Source organism: Ochrobactrum sp. SFR4, from assembly GCF_019730395.1.
GTDB lineage: Bacteria > Pseudomonadota > Alphaproteobacteria > Rhizobiales > Rhizobiaceae > Pseudochrobactrum.
In genome coordinates, this window is sequence record NZ_JAAPBB010000014.1 from 1 (window position 1) to 19,608 (window position 19,608).

Consider the following 19,608-nt stretch of genomic DNA (forward strand, 5'->3'; position numbering starts at 1 on the left):
GAATATCGCCCGCTCAATTCGAACAGATAACCGCCGAAACGAGATAAAGAGGCGGAAATAAAACGGGACAAGTCCAGTATGAGTATATAAGTGGCCGCAGATTACGCTCTCCATCAAATCCGACAGATTGCCCTCATGCTGATCATCTTGCTCATCATAGGCACCATGTTGCTGGTCGCCCCGTAAAATAAATTTGCCATATGAGAATATCAGCCTCAGATTGCTGACTGGAGCCCCCCCCAGTCCACACGAACCGCCATTCTGCTAATTTTAAAAGCCGCAAGGGATCACGCAGCTCCTCCACCACACAACTTTGCAATGGTGTTCAATTCCTGCTGGACGGCACATGAAAAACCCGAAAGCTGTTCATGTTGCTCCTCGGCCGTCAGACCAATGCGGATGAGATGCTTGCGGTTAGCGGCAATAACTTGCTTCCAGTACAAATCTGCATCCTCGCCTTGTTTTTTGTAAAGCAGTGAGGCTGTCCGCCTGACTTTGCCAACTCTCGCATCAAGTGGGAATACCAGAACCTTACAAGCTGGCTGCCACTCTAAAAGAGGAAGTTTCTTCTCACTCATTGATTACCAACCTCCGCAATCTGACTATGTGTATCCAGAGAGCAATCAGCGCTCCCCCCTATGGTATATCTATATGTGTCCGATGGGTGCGCCTGTGAAACCAAAGAAACCGCTCTGACAGGCGCATGGGTGCTCCTGCGAGGGGCTTTTTGCCCCTCTTCTTCTTGGTCACAGTACGATGGATGCGCCTGTGTGTCCGATGGGTGCGCCTGTTGTTTTTTCTTTGGCTCCCACCTCATGAAGGTTTTTGTTGGTAACTCACCGGTTACGTCACAGCGATATTCAGTTAACCGCCACTCTGTTACAGCCCGATTTTTAAGGCTAAAGGCCGAAGGTTTCTGTTTGTTAACAAACCCAACCTCAAGCAGCTTATTTAAAGCTCGCTTAGCAGTATCACGCCCCATATTTAGCTCATCAGATAGCTCACGGCAGCCAAGCCCAATGTAACCGTTATTCATGCCGTCATAACGCCATTTGAGTTCAAGATAGGCGCACCGCTCAATTGGCGTAAGCGCCTTCCATGCAGCGGAGCGCTTCACATAGGCCTCAATCATAATAAACTTGGATTTACCCTTTCGCTTATACTTACTCATGCGGACCTCTTTCTGGCCTGCGCAGCCTTGGCACAGCGGGTGGCCTGTCTATGATGCCAATCGGCAAAAGCAAGATGAGCGCGACCTGTAAGAATGAGGATTAAGCGCATTGGCTTACCCCTGTATTGTGCTCAAGGGCTTCATTCCATGTATCGAGACTGGACTTAATGAAGCGCTGCAGCTGACCGGCTGCAAAAATGATATTCGAGGCATCACTTTCAGAGATAAAGTAAAACTCACGATTGCCGGTTACGGACGAGTGATCTGTATCGAAAATATCGTGGAGCAGGCTGCCGAGGATTGAAGCCATGTTCTTTGAATCGTTGATCGGGTTCTCAAGATCGAACAGAGCTTCGTTTATCTTGGGCGTTGCCAGCGTAGTTGCCTGCGGAACACTCTTTGTGTTATTCCTCTGCATGTTCTTCATTCCTGCTACGGTTTGGATTGAACTTTGGCTCGGTATTGAGGTTGCCGCCTCTGCCGAGCCTTTTGATTTTAAGCATACAGTCATGCTGCATCTTCCATGAAGAACGCTATCAACTTGCTTCGTTCTGCAACCCACCGACCACCCACCTTTTTTGCTGGAAGTTGCCCTGAGGTTAGCAGGTGAAATGTCTGCCGTTGATTGCGACCAATTATTTTTGCGATTTCAGCAACACCCCATATTAAATTCATTTTTTGCACTCCATTGAAGCCTCAGGTACATACGTTGAACATCACTGCACTAATTTGTCAGTACATTAACCTTAGCGGCAAAATTGTCATCGTCAAGCTGTATTTGCACTAATTTTGTAGTACGTGTACATTGCATTGAGGAAATGGAGCGCATCTCATGGCCAAAGAAGCAACCAGAACCGGTAAAACGGAAACATTGACGATTAGACTGGATCCAAAATCCCGTTTTATTCTCGATTATTTGTCACGCCTAAAAGGACAAACGATCACTACTCTTGTTGAGAGATCGATCATGATCGCTGCGGATCAAGAAAGGCTTCAAGATTACGAGTTAGGCGGAACTCTCACATGGAATGATTTCTGGGATGTGAGTGATGGTGTCCGGGCTCTCAAAATAACTGATCGTCGTGAGTTTTTTCCTACATACGAAGAAGAAAAGCGGTTGAACTTCTGTAAAGAGCATTGGCCTTTTTTTTGGTCTACGAAAGATAGAACGGTTTTCCTAAATCATTACATAGACATCTTGTGGCCAAACATCGATGAGTATGTGCAGATACATGAAAACCACAAAGCCAATGACTACTTTGGCGCTGGCAAGGCCATGCAAGAAGCGCTTTCAAAGGCAAAATTAAAAGCTCCCGAATGGCCAGTGAAGCCTAAAGCTGAACTACAGAAAAAAGCACGCGATTTTGATGACGGGATACCGTTCTAATGTCCATACGTAAGCGCAAATGGACTACGCCAAAAGGCCTCATTAAAGAGGCATGGGTTGTCGATTATGTTGACAGCCAAGGTACACGCCGTTTGAAAACCTTTGCGAAGAAAAAAGAAGCGGATGCATTCTCTACCACCGCCAAGATTGAAGTGCGCGAAGGTGTTCACGTAGCCGACAGCGCAAGCGCTACCATAAAGCAGGTGTGCGGGTTCTGGATCAGCAGCGGTGAAAATGATGGGCTGGAACGCTCAACTATCAACCAGCGCCAAAGACATGTAAAACTGCATATTGAGCCTTTCATCGGTAATGCTCTCCTATCACGCCTAAATGTTCCGGCAATACGAGAGTTTGAAGATAAGCTCCGTGACGAAGGCAGATCACCCGCCATGATTAAAAAAATCATTGGTTCGCTTGGTTCAATCTTATCCGATGCACAAGAGCGCGGCCTGACCATTCGCAATCCAGTCAAAGACATACGCGGTACACGCCGCATAGGAAAAGACAGGCAGGCAGAACGCCGCCAGAATGGCCGCATCAAGGTTGGGATCGACATTCCCACCCGAGAAGAGATCAAAGCCATTGTCGGCACCCTAGAGGGACGCTGGAAGCCATTGCTCATAACCGCAATCTTTACAGGCATGAGATCATCAGAGCTACGTGGTTTACGCTGGCAAGATGTGGACTTTGAGAAGCGCGCTATCAACGTGCATCAGCGTGCTGATGAGTTTGGAGAAATAGGTCGGCCGAAGTCCGGCGCCGGCGAACGGACTATTCCGGTACCGCCACTTGTTACAAACACATTACGTGAATGGAAATTAGCCTGCCCTCGCAGACAATCAGTAAGACTAGATCCTAACGGCAACCCCGTCGCGGAACTTCATTACGTGTTTCCGAACGGCTTAGGTAAAATCGAAAGCCATGCAAACATCATCAATCGCGGTCTAATCCCTGTTCAGATAAAAGCCAGCATCATCCAGCAAGATGGAAAAGCCAAGTATACCGGCCTTCACGCACTGCGCCATTTTTACGCATCATGGTGCATTAACCGCCTCGATGACGGAGGGCTCGGATTACCTCTCAAAGTCGTACAGGAGCGCATGGGACACTCATCCATCACCATGACAGCCGACACATACGGGCACCTATTCCCACGTGGCGACGACGCAGATGAACTTGCTGCCGCAGAGGCTGCACTTCTAGGATAATTTTAATATGAAAATGCCCGAAATAATTGCCACCATTGCCGTGATAATTTCAGTCTTAGCCTTTGCACACACGCTTATAGCTTGGAGGCGTTCATTTAGACCTATTGTAACAGCAATGGTAAGGACTGCACAGTCTGGAGAATTAAGTACCATTTACAATTTAGTTTTACTTAACTCTGGCAGCATCCCAGCGAAAAATATAACTCTACACATACATGATCAAGGTCAATTAGAAGCATCCCTGTTATATGCAGATGAGACTAACCGATCCAGATTTTTAGCATGTTTTGAACCAAACACAAAAATTTCTGTCTTGCATAATGGTGCAAGCGTCTCTTGTTCATTTGGTTTTACAGGGGTCAACACTGGTTTCTGGAAACCTGGTGCAAAGTTTACGATTAGGATAAGATATGAAGGTTGGTTTAGTCACACCTACTGTGAATATCAGATCATAAAAATTGTGGATTCAAATAGTTTCACAGGTAGATACTGGGGCACTAAAGCAGAGTAAACGCAACATAAGTGCAACATACATTTAAATTACCCTGTAAAATCAATAAAAATATAAGGCATCATAATCCTTGTGTCGGCGGTTCGAATCCGTCCTCCGCTACCATTTTTTCAATAAAATTAATGATTTAGATAATCGGTAAATTTCGATATCAATATACTTTGTCTAAAATCAGATATCACATCAACTCCACACCGGTCTTAAATCTGTTTACAAGCCCAGATGTAGCCACGCTTGTTTTGGCGCCTGAGATCTGAAATCTCGCTTCAGACTTACACAATCTTTTGACGCACACCACACCAGCAAAAAGCAGCCCTTAATAAGGACAGCTCCTCGTTGTTACGTGGCTCACCCGAAGTATTTTTAGCACAACCGGATGTGCAGAAGCTTGTAGTAAGTAGGGCAAAGCAAAATTCTATGCCTGTGATACAGGGAGAGATTCCGTTGATCATATGCAAAACGGATAGTTTTCCTGATGTCTGCCCGCGTTCAAATAACGATTTTTCCTATCTTCAATCTTCTTCATCCAACCATGCAGCATATGCTGAAAGTGCGCGGGATAAATTAACAGGCGAACACACGTAATATGTAAACTACCGGCATCGAACCATGTAACATGCGTTTTGCAGGCAGGCATCCGTTCGGGACGAATGGCTGCCCCAGACGGAATGCGTATAAAAGACGTGATTTTTACTGATACAGAGAGTTCAAAAGTATTTTGTTACTTAGCCCCTGCTGCAAGCTTCTGCATTTTCTGCAACAGCGCTTGTGCAAGTGTCTCATAATCCCCGTCAAAATGATGCCCGCCGCTGATTTTCATAATATCTGCGCCTTTTAAAGCATCGGCAGTACAAGCCGTATCCTCCTCATCTTCACCATAGACACAAACGACACGATCCTGCGGCATGGAAAGAATGGCTGGCAGAGTTTTCTGTTCCCCTTCAAAACCGAGCCATCCCTGAACGGAAACCTGAAAAGATGTTGTGGTTGAGGCCCCCAGCAAGGCCACCATTCTGATCCGGCTTTGCAGTGCCGGATCAAGATATTTCCACGCGAAAGGAAATGTATCTGCACCGAATGAATAGCCCAGAACCGCTACAGGCAGCTTTCCGCCAGGATCCGCTTTCTTCAATAAGGCAGCCGTATCGCGGGCAATGTCCTCGGGCTTACGTTCACTCCAGAAATAACGCAGAGAATCCACACCGATCACATGTACACCCTGCGTCTGCAACCACTCTCCGATCGATTTATCAATATCGCGCCAGCCGCCGTCTCCGGAATAAAAAACCGCCACATATTTTGCCTTACCCCCATGTGCGGGCAGATCAACAACCGGCATAGCCGCACTTTGAGCATCTTGTCCGGCCATTGAAAATACCTCATCAGCCGCCATACGAAGGCGCTGATCCGGATCAGGTACATTTTGTAATATTGCAATATTCTGTTCGCGTGCGGTTTCCGGCTGGTTGGCTTGCAAACCGCCCGCAGCAACAAGCAAAGCGGAAACCGGTAATTCCTTACCGTATTCATAAATAAAACCACCGTCAGGTGCTTTGCCGGCCTGCGCCTGCTCGGTACAAGATGGCAGGCGGGTGCTGGCAGGCACAGGATCAACCCCGACTGCACCGGCGATTGTAGCATCGGGTGAATCAGCCGCCGCAGCATAAGCAATCGTTGCTCCCTGCCCGACACCTGTTACAACCGGATGAAAATAAACATTCAGATCCAGTGCACGCAAAGCCTCTTTGGTGATCGCTTCAAAATCTGAATCAAGATAATTGCACTCGCCATCCTCTTTATCGAGTGCTGCACGCCATTGCCGGAGATCAACCGGCAAGACAATCAGATTCCGTGTCAGTAGCGCATCGGCAAAACGGCGTTCACGATCGCCGCCTCCGTTAAGATCGCTGATAATAATCGCCAGCCCCGCCGGATCGCCCCTCGGCACATAAACAGGAATCTCTGACAAGCGTTCGGCAGTGACATATGTTACCGGCTTGTCCGAAACTGTCAGACCGGCCCAAAAACGAAGTACTTTGCCCGGGTGCATAGCAAAATAGGTGCCCGCAGTAATCAGCACCAGCAATCCGAAGAGTCCCAAAAGCCGTTTCGCTTTCATTTGCGTATAAACTCCAGCGGACTGCCGTTAATCAGCTTCGTAACGTCCAGAAGTGCACGCGGTGTTTCAAAACCACCGGGACAAACCATGTAATGCGGTGTCCAGACAGGTTCGAATTTTTCCTTAAAGGCCTTCAACCCGTCAAAATGATAAAGATCGGCGCCACGTCTGTAGATAAAAGAACCAAACCGGTTCCAGCGGGAAGCAAGCCTGCTGCCACTTAAACCTGCCAGAGGTGCTGCTCCGAGATTAAACCATTTATACCCCTGCTCTTTGCTATAGATCAGCAATTTGGCAAAGAGCGCATCCATCAGTAATTTATGCGCATTGGGCATATAGCGCATCAAATCTACTGTAATTTCATATTGATCACCGCCGCGCCACAAATTGGCAAAAGCAACGATTTCCCCTTCCTGCCTGAGAACAGCCAGATCAAACCGCTTGAGGTAATCTTCATCAAAATAACCGAGTGAGAAGCCCTTTTCACTGCCGGATTTAAAATCCAGCCACACATCAGAAATTTCGCGCAAGCGTGGTAAGAGAGGCGGCACATCTGCCGCAGAAATAATTTCAAAAACCAGCCCGTCTTTACTGACTTTACGGTCAGCGTAGCGAAAAGGTTGGCGCCGCGAACCCTCAAGAGAGAAATCCGCCAGTTCCACCCGCGCCACTTCACCAAGTTTAAGTGCAACAAGTCCCATATCAAGAAATAACGGCAGACTTTGCGGCCCCACTCCGTAAAACACAGTCCGTAATGCCTGCTGATCTGCCAAAGCATGAAATGACCATGCCAGTTCTTTTGCTGTGGAGACTTGGCCAACCGGTTCCCCCAATGCAATGAGACTACCGCCAGATTGCGCATACATGATGAAAGCAGTGTCATCAGGAGCAAGGAGAAACTGTTTATCCCCCACCATGGCAAGAGCCGCATCCGTATGCGGACAGGCTGAAACCAAAGCCGGCACAGCATCAGGAATATCATAATTGATATTTTGTCTGCGCTGGCTATGACGGTTGATTAATGTATGCAGACCAAAAGCAGCAACAACAGCAAAAACCAGTACCGTGGCGCGCAAAAACCGTGGCGCATTACTATTCCACGCAAAATCCCACCAAAGGTCGCTGGAATATTCGACATGACGGTACACAAAGAAACCAAGCCATGTAGAAACCAGCAGCGTTGTGCCGACAGTTACAATCCAATGCCAGCTTAGCTCAAAATTACCTGAGATCGGGCGGCGATAAAATGAAGCGCGAAACTCCCAGAGCACCACAGAAAAAGGCAAAGCGTAACGGCCTCTTCCCAATCCAACCCTTTCGAAAGAGAAAAAACCGCACCACTCAGGAGCAACAACAGTGCTGCCAGCCATGCACGCTCCAGACGTTTTGCCAGCCCCCGCGCAACAATCAGCAATGCGACCCCGACCAGACTTGCGGCCAGATGGGACATCTCAACCAGAAATTCCGGTACAATGTCGGATAGTAATTCCACACGATACCGTTTATCCGGCGTGGCTCCGGAAATCAGCAGGATAACCCCGCCCAGAAAAATAATGCTGGCGGTCAGTCCCGGTATCAGCGGCTCAACCAGACGTTTAGCAAGTCGCGCCTGTTTGCCGAGCATATGGCGGCGGCGCATGATTTCCCAGAATAACAAACCGGCAGCTGCCGTCACCAATGGCAAGACCGTATAGATAACACGATAGGCAAGTAAGCCTGCGATAGCCTCCGGATTGCTGCCAAGGCCAAGACCGGCAATGATTGTTGCCTCAAAAGCACCGATCCCGCCCGGTGCATGACTGGCAATGCCCAGCACAACCGCAATCACATAGACAATGGCAAAAACCGCAAAACTTGGTACAGCACCATCCGGCATCAGCACATAAAGCGTAGCGGCTGCGGCGCCCACATCCACCAGACCGGCAAATATCTGAACCGTAGCGCCTTTGGAATCCGGCAAGCGCAGGCTGAAAGTGCCAATCCTGATATGGCGTTCACTGTGTGACAACCAGTAAATAAGCCAGCCGACAGTACCCAGAATGACAAGTCCGGCAACAATATCAATACGACTGTCAAAAGCGGACAACCAGGGCACATCCTGAGGATCAATTAATAGTGCCGCGCCAACCATGATAATCAGGGCGAACCAGATAGCAAACCATGATGTACCGACTATTTTTCCTATATCGGCAAGGCTGATACCTTCCGCCGCATAAATACGATAACGTAATGCACCACCGGTAAGCAGTGAAAAACCAAGTGCATTAGAGATTGCATAGCCTGCCGCACCCGCAATTGCTGCAAGACGTTTTGGAATCTGCCCCGGAGCAATCGTCTCAACTGCAACCACATCATACAGTGCAACAGCCGCATAGCTGAGCATTGTGAAAAATACAGCAAGGCTGATTGTTTGCCACGAAATCGTATGAAACGCAGCCATTGTCTGTGAACGAGACGTATTCTGCAGCATATTTTCCAAGACATAGATTGCCAGCAGAACGACAACAAAGCCGGCAACAGGAAAGAAAAAATGCTGATAACGCTTTATCAGATCAAAGCGTCGGGATGACCGCGCAATCCCATCAGGATGCAGTGTGGTTTCGGACTGTGCGTGTTGTTTTTTATCATTCGAAGCCGTCATTTATCACTGCCTGCGCCATGAGAACGGGCGGATATTACGGCTCAGATTATGATAAATTTGTGGTGAAGTTTTAACGCCGGCTAAACTGCGGAATACTCTCCGGACCAGGACAATCCGGAGCTGAATTTTTTCAGACTTTGACCACCAAAATCTCATTCCCAAAAAACTGCCCCGTAAAAATAGCGGCCATAAACAAAAAAAACCGGTACCGGAACATATGTCCGGCACCGATCCTTTATTTGGACTGATCCGTCATTTTCATCTGCAAATTTACAGAAGCAAATGATATGGCCTCAATGTCCGCCGAGTACCAGTACCTGTACCGGCATCATAATCGCCTGAATGCGCAGGATAACGGCATGAACAAGGCCGGTGGCATCCACCGCATGCAGGAATGCCGAACGCAATGGCCCTGCCGTGCCCGCCACCAGCTCTTCATGATTGCTGGTATAGGCATTGGCAATACAATTGCTGCCCGGAGGCACATTACCGAAACCGTTTTCATAAAGAGGTTCCAGCGTCGCGGTAATCGTACCGGGACGGCTCAGTTGCTGCACATCGACCAACTGATCACTGGCACGCACCTGCCCGCCCGCGATCACATCCTGAACCTCTGTCACCACCATCGGCACAACTGTGAAAGGCTGGCCGATACAAGTGACTTCTGCAATCATACCGGTTTTGATAACCTGTGTCTCAATCTGGTTGAAACCGGCAACCAGCCTGCCCCGTCCGGCATCGTCAGGCACCAGAACACCTGCAGGGCGCAGCAGCGGATTAACCACCTCACCTGCCCTTAATGTGAACTGCTGGACAGTACCGGAGACACCGGCGCGCACAGTGGTTTTATCCAGCTGCACCCGCGCTTCTTCCAATGCTGCCTCTGCGCTGGCTTTTTGCGCAGGCAGTAAAGTGCTGATCTTGGTTTGTAATGTCTGCTTTCTTGCGATTGCTTCAGCCAGTGCACCTTTGCGACCTTCAAGATTGGATGTCAGGCGGTCAATCTCACGCTGGGCAACAACATTCGGATTGCGGCGCTGCAATTCAGTCTGTGAGTTGAGATCAATCTGCGCCTGCAAATAGGCAGCCTCAACTGACTGTATCGCACCATCTGTTGCAGCAATCTCAGACTTTGCCACCTCAGCTTCTGCCTGCACTTCAACAATACGTTGCTCTGCAGTTTTCATTGCAGCTTCCTGCTTGCTGCCGTCTAAGCGGAACAACGGATCACCGGCTTTCACTTTCTGAAAGCGTGTCACATAGACCTCTTCAACCCGCCCCGGAATTTCCGGCAGGATTGTTACTGTGCGATAAGCGGCGGTCACATTGGATGTGGAAGGATGATAATAAAAGATCATCGTAATCAGCGAGATTGTCAGAATAAGACAGGCCGTGATCCCCCAGCGCAGTTCAAACCACACGGAATAAAGCGTGATGTGGTGACCGATAAGTTTACCCTGACCATAACGCCGGAACAGATAATCCGGCAGAATAGTGACCATTGAACAGAGAAGAAATTCCAACATTATTGCTTCTCCCCGCTCGGATCCGGATTATGTGATGAATTCCCGTCTTGTGCTGCCTGCGGCTGCGCAGTTTCTGCTGGCTTAGCGACTGTTTCCGCTACAGGAGCAGGCATTGGCGAAGCAGACTGCTGCGCGGTCGGTGCTGACGCAGGCGGATAGTTTTGCGGCACATAAGTACTGCGCGCAATCCTGTTCAGGGACTTGGCCATAGAGGTTACCGGCGTAATAAAATTCGGCAGCTCAATCATCGCCAGCAAGAGGGCAGCAATCCAGAAAAGCTGATTATGGGTAAAGAGCGCAATCAGCGCCAGAACCGCAACAACCTGCAACTGAACCTTATTGGTACGATGTGCCATTTGCTCAGGCAAAGCATGAAGCCGGAGATAAAGAGTACCAACGGCAAAGATCATGCAAATGAGAAAAACAATGACGAAATTAAACAAAATATCGGTCTGTCCCGGCGCAGTTATGAATGCGGGTACATGATCAATGGCTATGGGGTGTTTACTCACATCCATAATTTGCCTGTCTCCTGATCTGAAGATTAAGTTTCAGTGAAAATACACTCAGCGAAAAACAGGCCGCACTTCCTGTGCAAACAAGGCCAAAAAATGTTGGTTTCAGTGCCATATCAAGGCGTATATGCGTAAAACGGCATTAACGGCTGCTGATAACGCTAAGTTGAAAAATTCAATGCGTCCTCATCATAAGTGCAGCAATATTTTATCAGAATTTTATAATATACAAAACAATATTGCTCTTCAGTGAAACTCTCTGCCTCATATTCCGGCAATGAGATGATTCCGGCCTTCAATGTGCCTTATCAAAGCCCTATGATGGTCCTGATATTATCAGCATGAGATTCTTATGACAGACATTACCAGACGGATTGCCGCGATCATTGCCGGTGAAATCAATGCGAGACCGGAACAAGCCATAGCGGCAATAGGCCTGCTTGATGAAGGCTCGACTGTGCCATTCGTCGCGCGTTACCGTAAAGAAGTCACCGGTGGTCTTGATGACACGCAATTGCGCAACCTGTCCGAACGTCTGACCTATTTGCGCGAGTTAGAAGCACGCCGCAGTTCCATTCTGGACTCCATCCGCACACAGGAAAAGCTCACACCGGAGCTTGAACTGAAAATCGCGGGCGTAAATACCAAGGCAGAACTCGAAGATATCTATCTGCCATATAAACCAAAGCGCCGTACCCGTGCGGAAATCGCGCGTGAGCGTGGCCTTGGTGCACTGGCGCAGGCGATCCTCGATAACCGCGCTGCGGTGCCTGCCGAACTGGCGACCGCTTATATCACGCCGGATGTGGCCGATGTGAAAGCCGCTCTTGAAGGTGCACGCGATATTATCGCCGAAGGTATTACCGAAAATGCTGACCTGCTCGGCCGTCTGCGTAGCTACATGAAGGACAATGCGGTCCTGCAGTCTCGTGTCGTTGCCGGAAAAGAGACTGAAGGCGCAAAATTCTCCGATTATTTTGCCCATAGCGAACAGTGGAATAAGGTTGCTGGTCACCGTGCGCTTGCCATGTTGCGCGGCCGTAATGAAGATTTCCTGACGCTGGACATTGTTGTCGACCAGCAGGACACTTCACCGGTCAAACCGGTTGAGCGGATGATCGCCCATAGTTATCAGGTCGGTGGTGCGCTGGCTGGTGACAAATGGCTGATGGAAGTGATCGGCTGGACATGGCGCGTGAAACTCTCGCTGTCCCTCTCCCTCGATCTGATGCGCGATCTGCGCGAACGCGCGGAAGAAGAAGCGATCAATGTTTTCGCCCGCAATCTGAAAGACCTGTTGCTGGCAGCCCCTGCCGGTTCCCGCGCTACCATGGGGCTTGATCCGGGCATCCGTACCGGCGTGAAAGTGGCGATCGTTGACGGTACCGGCAAACTGCTGGACACTGCAACGGTTTATCCGTTCCAACCACGCAATGATCTGCGCGGTGCACAGGCCGAAATCGCCTCGCTGATCCGCAAGCATAAAGTTGAACTGATCGCCATTGGTAACGGCACCGCAAGCCGTGAGACCGAGCGTATGGTTGCGGACTTATTGGGCGATATGCCTGCGCCAAAGCCGCTTAAAGTGATTGTTTCAGAAGCCGGTGCATCGGTTTACTCAGCCTCGGAAACAGCAGCAGCAGAATTCCCGCAGCTTGATGTATCGCTGCGTGGTGCGGTTTCTATCGCCCGCCGCCTGCAAGACCCGCTGGCAGAACTGGTGAAAATCGAGCCGAAATCCATCGGTGTCGGCCAGTATCAGCATGATGTGGATCAGGCACGCCTTGCACATATGCTGAATGCGGTTGTGGAAGATGCGGTGAACGCGGTTGGTGTTGATCTCAACACCGCATCCGCATCATTGCTTGCCCGTGTGTCCGGTCTTGGCACATCGCTTGCCGAAGCCGTTGTTGCGCATCGCAATGAAAATGGCCCGTTCAAGAAGCGTAAAGACCTGCTCAAAGTCGCGCGTCTCGGCAACCGTACCTTTGAACAGGCTGCTGGCTTCCTGCGTATCCCGAATGGTGTCGAACCGCTTGATGCCTCATCCGTGCACCCTGAAGCCTACGGCGTGGCCGCCAAAATCGTTGCCGCCTGCGGCCGCGATGTGCGCTCGCTGATGGGCGATGCCGGTGCTTTGCGTGCGCTTGATCCGAAGCTCTTTGTTGATGAGCGTTTTGGTCTGCCAACGGTGAAAGACATTCTGTCGGAACTTGAAAAACCGGGCCGTGACCCGCGTCCGGAATTCAAAACCGCAACTTTTGCCGATGGCATTGACGATATTAAAGACCTCAAGCCCGGCATGTTACTGGAAGGCACCGTGACCAATGTCGCCGCCTTTGGTGCCTTTGTTGATATCGGCGTGCATCAGGATGGTCTGGTGCATGTATCCCAGCTTGCCGATAAGTTCGTCAAGGACCCGCATGAAGTGGTGAAAGCCGGTGATGTGGTCAAAGTACGTGTGACAGAAGTGGACGTACCGCGCAAGCGTATCGGCCTGACCATGCGCAAAGACGGCGGCGGTGAAGCTGCTCCGAAGCCTATGGGTGAGCGCGGACAGCGTCCGGCACAGAAACATTTCACAGCCAAGCCGCAGGAAAAGCCTGCTGAAGCTCAGGGTGGTTTTGGTGCAGCACTGCTTGAAGCCATGAAACGTAAATAATCCAAATAAAAAGGCCGCTGAAAACAGTGGCCTTTTTCATATCTGAATCAAAAGACGAATTTATCTGTCTAAGGATTTGATAAGATTCTCACTTAGCTCCGTCTCACCAAACCAGTTGAGCCGGTTGATGCAGATAAATCCGCGATCAATCAGGTCATTATCATCGCCTTCAGAAGATGAATGCGGACGTCCGCGCGGCACCATCAGCACTGTCTCATCACCATCTATGCTAACCACTTCAGAGGCGGATGCAATCTTGTCCCGACCAATGCGCGGCTGGGCAATTGGCGCAGGCAAACTATGCGGCAGATTAATGCTCAGCCAGTGCCCTTCACGCTGCCAGTCAGCACATTGTTCTAACAGGTTGCGTAACAATTGCACCAGCGCGGCAAGAGCGTCTTCGCCACGGCGCGGCTGTTTGACCTGTGAGAAACCGATGGCCGGAATACCCCAGAATGTCGCCTCACGGGCAATGCCAAGCGTGCCGGAATAGGCCAGATCTTCGGCCACATTACGCCCGTCATTAATCCCCGCCAGCACCAGATCGGGCTTGGCCTGATCTTTGAAAATCCACGTCATTGCTGACACAACACAGTCCGCAGGCGTGCCGGAACAGGAGTAACGCTGCTCCCCACGCTTCACCATTGTCAGCGGTTTGCCGATAGTGATGGATGCCCCCGCAGCCGTACGCTTACCATCCGGTGCCACAACCCACACATCATCACTCAATACCCGTGCAGCACGTTCCAGAAAAGCCAGACCTTCGGCATCAATACCGTCATCATTGCAAAGCAAAATACGCATCAGGCTTCTCCCAACTCTATCATGTCACCGCTCTTCACATCCTGACGCACAACTGGGATATGCTCTGCCAGCTCGCGAAGCAACGCAGCGGAACAGGAATGCCCAAGCATGTCAGGCTTACCCGCCTGCTCCCACAGCGATACCATACCGCTCAAAGTCGGATGGGTCGGCAGTCTTATCCAGTCAGCCAGTTCATCCCGCAGCATATCAAATGCCGGTGTATCTTCCGGCACGTGACCGGTCAGCAAGACCGGCCAGCCGGTGCGCAGCGCACGGTTCATCGCATAGGCGGATGGTCCTGCCTGTCCCATCGCATCGAATGTCAGCAGCGGACAGCGTGGCAGCGCCTGATCTTCACGCCAGTCCTGCGTCTGATGCAGCAATTGTTTCAGCCGTCCGGCCACACCATTCCGCAAGGCACCAGACGCTGCAATCTGCTCAGCCAGTGCAGCACGCATATCCGCATGAATGGCAAAATTAACCGGCATCAGCGCCATCAGTTCCAGCGAGCGGCCAGAGAGTGGTGTCGGCAACAGACAACCGTCACGGTTCTGCAAAATCCATTCGCGGATTTGCTGTGCCCGTGTGTCCCCCGAAACTGTATCAGCACCATAAGAGGCATCCAGCAACAACAGATCGCATTGCGGAAATGCATCCATTTCCAGCACCGGACTATCCGGTACCACATCCCCGCTATAGAGCACCTTGTGCCCTTCGGCCTCGACACAGAACCACACGCCACCAGCCACATGACCGGAACGACCGGTGGTGATTTCTGCATCACCAATGGTCAGCACATCGCCTGCTTTGAACAGTTCAATGCGCTCCTGCGGAAATGCAATCATCTCCAGATGCTGCTGTTCTGCGTAGCTCTTCAGAGTTTGACCTGTTTCAGCCAAAGTCTCCGCAGTCATCAGGATACGCCCCTGAAAACCCTGCTCCAGCAACCATAACAAACCGCCGACATGATCCTCATGGGCATGGGAAATCAGCACCGCATCAAGTGCAGCAATCGCATCGGCCTCAATCAGCGGATAATAATCGCGCCCAGTGGCTCCGACTTTAATGCCGATATCAAACAGCAGCTTGGTTTTGGTCGTGCTGATGCCAACGCCTAGACGCCCTTTTTCAGCGAAACCACCATAGAGATTGATCTTCATGCTGCACCTGCTTCAGGGATTACCCAGCCTGACCGGATACGTAATTGCGCCACATCATCCGCTTTGAGATGCAGCGGATCCGGCAGATTGAAATGCAGGTTCAGTTCTGGTGCCTGTTCAGCAACAGCTTCAATCCGCGATGCACCGCCCTGATAGACCGAGCGTGTCACCCGCACGGCAAATCCGTCCTGTTTCACCAGTTCCAGATCATCCTCACGGATACAAATCTGTGCGTCTTTACGCACCACTTCATCGGCACGGCAACGCAAACGCACTTGCTGCCCCAGCACCAATGCTTCACAGGAACCACTGCCATTGACGCTCAAAATCTCCGCAGGCAGTACCATGCCCTGCGCGATAAAAGACGCGACCATCGCATTGGCCGGTTCATTATAGAGCGTTTTCGGCGAGGCAAACTGCATCAGTCTGCCTTTGTCCATCACCGCAATACGGTCGGCCAGCGCCATGGCCTCGGCCTGATCATGCGTAATATAGATAATCGTTGTGCCGGTGCGCTTATGGAAGCGCGCAAACTCATCTTCCATCGATGCGCGCAGATGCACGTCCAGATTGGCCAGCGGCTCGTCAAACAGCACCAGCGACGGCGCAGCCACCAGACAACGTGCCAGTGCCACACGCTGACGCTGCCCACCGGACAAATTGGCCGGACGACGATCCCCATAGCCCTGCAGATCAACAAGTTTCAGCGCCTCTTGCACACGGCGCTCGCGCTCGGCTTTTTCCACCTTGGCAATTTTCAGACTATAGCCAACATTCTCGGAGACAGTCATATGCGGCCAGAGAGCATAGTTCTGAAATACAATACCAACACGGCGTTTTTCCGGCGGCACGAACTGGCCTTTGCCGGTCACCAGATTATCGCCTACATAGATCACACCGTCGTTCGCCTGTTCAAATCCGGCAATCATGCGCAGCAATGTCGTCTTGCCACAACCGGAAGGCCCCAGCACGGCAATAAACTCACCATTGGCGATATCCAGCGACACATCGGTCAAAACTTTTGTATCATTAAAGCTTTTGGAAAGCTGAGAGATAGTCAATCCCGCCATGGCAGAACTCCGTCAGGCAGATATCTGGCGAACATATTGGTCACCAGCATCAGTAAGAATGTAATCAGCACGACCAGCACAGAAACTGCCGCCGCATAGGGTGAATCGCCACCCTGCTCAAAAGAGAAAATCACCACGCCCAGCGTTTCCGAGCCTGACGACCATAGTAACGCAGAAACTGTCAGTTCTGAAAAAGCGGTCATAAAAATCAGCACACCACCGGCCAGAGTTGCCGGTGCCACCAGCGGGAACACAATGGTACGCAGCCGTGTCATCAGTCCTGCACCGGCCACCTGTGCTGCCTCCTCCAGAGCACGGTCGATCTGATGCAGACCGGTTATGGTCGGGCGCAATGCCAGCACCAGAAACCGTGCCAGATAGGCGTAGAGAATGATCCAGATCGTATTATAGAGATGCAGCCCGACAACCGGCAAAGGCTTGAGGAACATCAGCAATGCCGCAATCGACAATACCACACCCGGCAGAGCATAGGGTAATTCGGCTGCGAGATTGAGCAAGCGTGTCCACCAGCGCGACCGCCATGTGATGAGATAACCAAGCGGCACCGCCACCAGCACTGCAAAACCGGCTGCGGCCAGCGACAGGGTGAATGAATTGACCAGCGCACGGCGAGCCCCTGCATGGTCAAACAGCACAAATTTCAGATTGTCGAGTGTTACGGTCTGCCAGCTTAATGGAATACCGAAAGCAGGCACCAATGCGGTGAGCAACAGGCCAAACATCGGCAATACCAGCATCACAGCAATCAACAGCCAGCAGGCTATCTCAACAGTCAAACGCCATGAACCAAGTTCAAAAGGCGCGGCTGGCAGTGAGGTGGAAGCGATACGATAATCGCGGCGGCGCGCCATATAATCCTGATACAAAATACCCGCCATTGCGATCACACCAATCAGCAGTGAAAGCACAGCAACTTCCGACAGCACTGATGGTCCCCCACCGGCAAGCTTCTGATAAATCAGGGTCGGCAGCACCAGCACATTAGCCGGAATGCCCAAGAAAGCAGGAATACCGAAATTGCCCACACAGGACACGAAAGCCAGTGCAGAGGCACCAATCACCGATGGTGTCATCAGCGGCACAATGATTGTCCGTGTTACCTGCCATTTGCTGGCACCGCTACTTAACGCGGCTTCGACCAACTCGCGCGGTAATTTACGCAAACCGGCGCGTACGATCAGGAACACCAGCGGTGCATATTGAATGCCGAGCAGTGCGATAATGCCGGTGGTCGAATAGAGCGGATTACGGCTGCCAAGCTCGGGCGCCATGCCGATCATTTTAAGAAACGGGCTCGCGGGACCAAAGAGTTGCAGCCATGCCAGCGCAGTCACCTGCGGCGCAATCAGCAGCGGCACCACAAACATCAGCACGAATACGCCGCGTCCGCGAATATTAGTCAGGCTCACCAGCAGCGCCACGGCACTACCAAGAATGACAGCCGCAAGTGTACCGCCAAATCCGGTGATTAAAGAATTACGCGTGGCAACCCATGTGGAAGTTGAAGAAAGCGCCGAGCGCAATGCACTGTCAGAGAGCTGACCATTCGGCGCAATGATCTCGCTGGCCAGCCGCAGCATCGGCCACAGAGACAGCGTGAACACCACTGCCGCCACAAGAAAAATCAGAGCCGTATCCCGGCTCTGACCAAATATTTTGTCTGACATCCAATAATGCCTTAACCGCCGAACAGTTCAGAAAAACGCTTCTTGTCGGCTTCTGTCACACCCAGAACTTTGAGCGTATCAATCGACATGATGTTGATTTTAGTGCCTTCCGGCAACCAGCTCGGGCGACCAACAGATTCCTTGGCTGGCAGATAGCCCTGCTCCAGCGCCAGTTTCTGGCCATCGTCGGAGAGGATGAAATCAACGAATTTTTCCGCACCGGTAACATTCTTGGCAGTCGCCATGATTGCAACAGGCTCAGTTACTGCAGGCACGCCTTCCTTAGGGAACACGAACTCAACCGGCGAGCCTTTGGCTTTGGCATTCAGTGCCATGAAATCCACGAGGATACCGTAAGGCTTTTCACCGCTGGCAACGGATTTCAGCACCGCACCATTGCCGCGCACGCTGATCAGCTCATTGGCTTTCAGCTTTTCGAAATAATCCCAGCCAAGTTCTGAATTCAGCGCAAAACCGGAAAGCAGATAAGCAGCCGCGCCGGAATAAAGCGGGCTCGGCATCACGATCTGGCCTTTATATTCTTCTTTGCCGAGATCGGCCCAGCTTTCAGGCTTGCTTTTCGCCTGTGTGTTATAGGCGATACCGGTGGTGATCAGCTTGGAACCGAAATAGGTTTTGTCCTTGTCGAAAGAACCTTCGGTCAGACCATCTGTCTTCGCGCCTTCATAGGCTTTCAGACGATTGTCTTTTTTTAGCAGTTCCATCGACACGGCATCGGCAATCAGCAGCACATCCGGCTGTGGTGCACCGGCAGCAAATTCAGCAGCCAGCTTGCTGAGAATATCGCTGGTGCCGGAACGGAACACCTGCACATCAATATCAGGATTGGCTTTGCGGAATGCTTCAACGGTTTTGGTCGCATCAGCTTCCGGCTGCGACGTATAGAGATTGAGCGTTTCTGCATTCACCGCAGTTGCGCCCATAAACACTGCCAGAGCAGTAGCCAGAACTGTTTTACGTGACGTGCGTTTCTGCAACATGATTCTTATCCCTGAAATCATTCATCCGACACCGGAGCGAGCCGGTTACTCGCCGTTCATTTATTAAATGAACACTACAAGTTTATGACAAAGAATAAAGTCACCACAGAAAACAAAAACAAACAGGGCATTGAACCAGCAATGC

General features: G+C 50.9%; 15 protein-coding genes, 1 tRNA gene and 1 pseudogene. 5 read left to right on the forward strand and 12 right to left on the reverse strand.

What is annotated here, in order from left to right; translation table 11 throughout:
• Positions 1–287 precede the first annotated feature (287 nt).
• The 3 genes from HBA93_RS14640 to HBA93_RS14650 all read right to left on the reverse strand — a co-directional run bounded on the left by HBA93_RS14640 (position 288) and on the right by HBA93_RS14650 (position 1,589).
• Positions 288–578, reverse strand: a complete 291-nt coding sequence (locus tag HBA93_RS14640; protein WP_221723736.1) for a DUF6074 family protein — start codon at positions 576–578, stop codon at positions 288–290.
• Positions 575–1,171, reverse strand: coding sequence for a hypothetical protein (locus tag HBA93_RS14645; RefSeq protein WP_221723737.1), 597 nt, complete (start codon positions 1,169–1,171; stop codon positions 575–577). The genes HBA93_RS14640 and HBA93_RS14645 overlap by 4 nt, the downstream gene beginning before the upstream one ends.
• Before the next feature lie 100 nt (positions 1,172–1,271).
• The gene (locus HBA93_RS14650) at positions 1,272–1,589 is read right to left on the reverse strand and encodes a hypothetical protein (RefSeq protein WP_221723738.1); all 318 of its coding nucleotides are present in this window, start codon (positions 1,587–1,589) and stop codon (positions 1,272–1,274) included.
• A gap of 414 nt (positions 1,590–2,003) precedes the next feature.
• On the opposite strand from HBA93_RS14650, the gene HBA93_RS14655 reads away from it, so the two are divergent.
• The 4 genes from HBA93_RS14655 to HBA93_RS14670 all read left to right on the forward strand — a co-directional run bounded on the left by HBA93_RS14655 (position 2,004) and on the right by HBA93_RS14670 (position 4,382).
• The gene (locus HBA93_RS14655) at positions 2,004–2,558 is read left to right on the forward strand and encodes a hypothetical protein (RefSeq protein WP_221723739.1); all 555 of its coding nucleotides are present in this window, start codon (positions 2,004–2,006) and stop codon (positions 2,556–2,558) included.
• Positions 2,558–3,766 carry a tyrosine-type recombinase/integrase gene (locus tag HBA93_RS14660; RefSeq protein ID WP_221723740.1) on the forward strand — a complete coding sequence of 403 codons (1,209 nt, stop codon included), beginning with the start codon at positions 2,558–2,560 and terminating at the stop codon, positions 3,764–3,766. Before HBA93_RS14655 ends, HBA93_RS14660 begins: the two co-directional genes overlap by 1 nt.
• A 7-nt stretch (positions 3,767–3,773) precedes the next feature.
• On the forward strand, positions 3,774–4,277 hold the full coding sequence (locus tag HBA93_RS14665) for a DUF8453 domain-containing protein (RefSeq protein ID WP_221723741.1): 504 nt from the start codon (positions 3,774–3,776) through the stop codon (positions 4,275–4,277).
• Positions 4,268–4,382 (forward strand) — tRNA-Ser (locus HBA93_RS14670). The genes HBA93_RS14665 and HBA93_RS14670 overlap by 10 nt, the downstream gene beginning before the upstream one ends.
• 616 nt (positions 4,383–4,998) lie before the next feature.
• Here the strand turns inward: HBA93_RS14670 and HBA93_RS14675 are convergent.
• The 4 genes and pseudogenes from HBA93_RS14675 to HBA93_RS14690 all read right to left on the reverse strand — a co-directional run bounded on the left by HBA93_RS14675 (position 4,999) and on the right by HBA93_RS14690 (position 11,081).
• On the reverse strand, positions 4,999–6,396 hold the full coding sequence (locus HBA93_RS14675) for a virulence factor family protein (protein ID WP_221723742.1): 1,398 nt from the start codon (positions 6,394–6,396) through the stop codon (positions 4,999–5,001).
• A pseudogene (mprF, locus tag HBA93_RS14680) lies at positions 6,393–8,944 on the reverse strand (bifunctional lysylphosphatidylglycerol flippase/synthetase MprF); the annotation flags it as partial. The gene HBA93_RS14675 and the pseudogene mprF, both read right to left, overlap by 4 nt.
• 386 nt (positions 8,945–9,330) lie before the next feature.
• A complete protein-coding gene (locus tag HBA93_RS14685; protein ID WP_221723743.1) occupies positions 9,331–10,563 on the reverse strand; it encodes an HlyD family secretion protein in 1,233 nt (410 codons plus the stop codon).
• Positions 10,563–11,081 carry a hypothetical protein gene (locus HBA93_RS14690; protein WP_221723744.1) on the reverse strand — a complete coding sequence of 173 codons (519 nt, stop codon included), beginning with the start codon at positions 11,079–11,081 and terminating at the stop codon, positions 10,563–10,565. Before HBA93_RS14690 ends, HBA93_RS14685 begins: the two co-directional genes overlap by 1 nt.
• A gap of 349 nt (positions 11,082–11,430) precedes the next feature.
• Between HBA93_RS14690 and HBA93_RS14695 the strand changes: the two genes are divergently transcribed.
• Positions 11,431–13,740 (forward strand): Tex family protein, encoded by a 2,310-nt coding sequence (locus HBA93_RS14695; protein WP_221723745.1) that lies wholly within the window; start codon positions 11,431–11,433, stop codon positions 13,738–13,740.
• Positions 13,741–13,800: 60 nt separating this feature from the next.
• Here HBA93_RS14695 and HBA93_RS14700 read toward each other — a convergent pair whose 3' ends face one another.
• Genes HBA93_RS14700 through HBA93_RS14720 form a run of 5 tightly spaced genes read right to left on the reverse strand, consistent with a single transcriptional unit; the run spans position 13,801 to position 19,463 of the window.
• Complete coding sequence (locus tag HBA93_RS14700; protein WP_221723746.1) at positions 13,801–14,544, reverse strand: 5'/3'-nucleotidase SurE; 744 nt, start codon at positions 14,542–14,544, stop codon at positions 13,801–13,803.
• The gene (locus HBA93_RS14705; protein WP_221723747.1) at positions 14,544–15,704 is read right to left on the reverse strand and encodes an MBL fold metallo-hydrolase; all 1,161 of its coding nucleotides are present in this window, start codon (positions 15,702–15,704) and stop codon (positions 14,544–14,546) included. The genes HBA93_RS14700 and HBA93_RS14705 overlap by 1 nt, the downstream gene beginning before the upstream one ends.
• Entirely contained in the window at positions 15,701–16,774 is a 1,074-nt protein-coding gene (locus tag HBA93_RS14710; protein WP_221723748.1) for an ABC transporter ATP-binding protein, read from the reverse strand. The genes HBA93_RS14705 and HBA93_RS14710 overlap by 4 nt, the downstream gene beginning before the upstream one ends.
• Positions 16,762–18,462 carry an ABC transporter permease gene (locus HBA93_RS14715; RefSeq protein ID WP_221723749.1) on the reverse strand — a complete coding sequence of 567 codons (1,701 nt, stop codon included), beginning with the start codon at positions 18,460–18,462 and terminating at the stop codon, positions 16,762–16,764. The genes HBA93_RS14710 and HBA93_RS14715 overlap by 13 nt, the downstream gene beginning before the upstream one ends.
• A gap of 11 nt (positions 18,463–18,473) precedes the next feature.
• Entirely contained in the window at positions 18,474–19,463 is a 990-nt protein-coding gene (locus HBA93_RS14720; RefSeq protein WP_221723750.1) for an ABC transporter substrate-binding protein, read from the reverse strand.
• Positions 19,464–19,608: the final 145 nt, after the last annotated feature.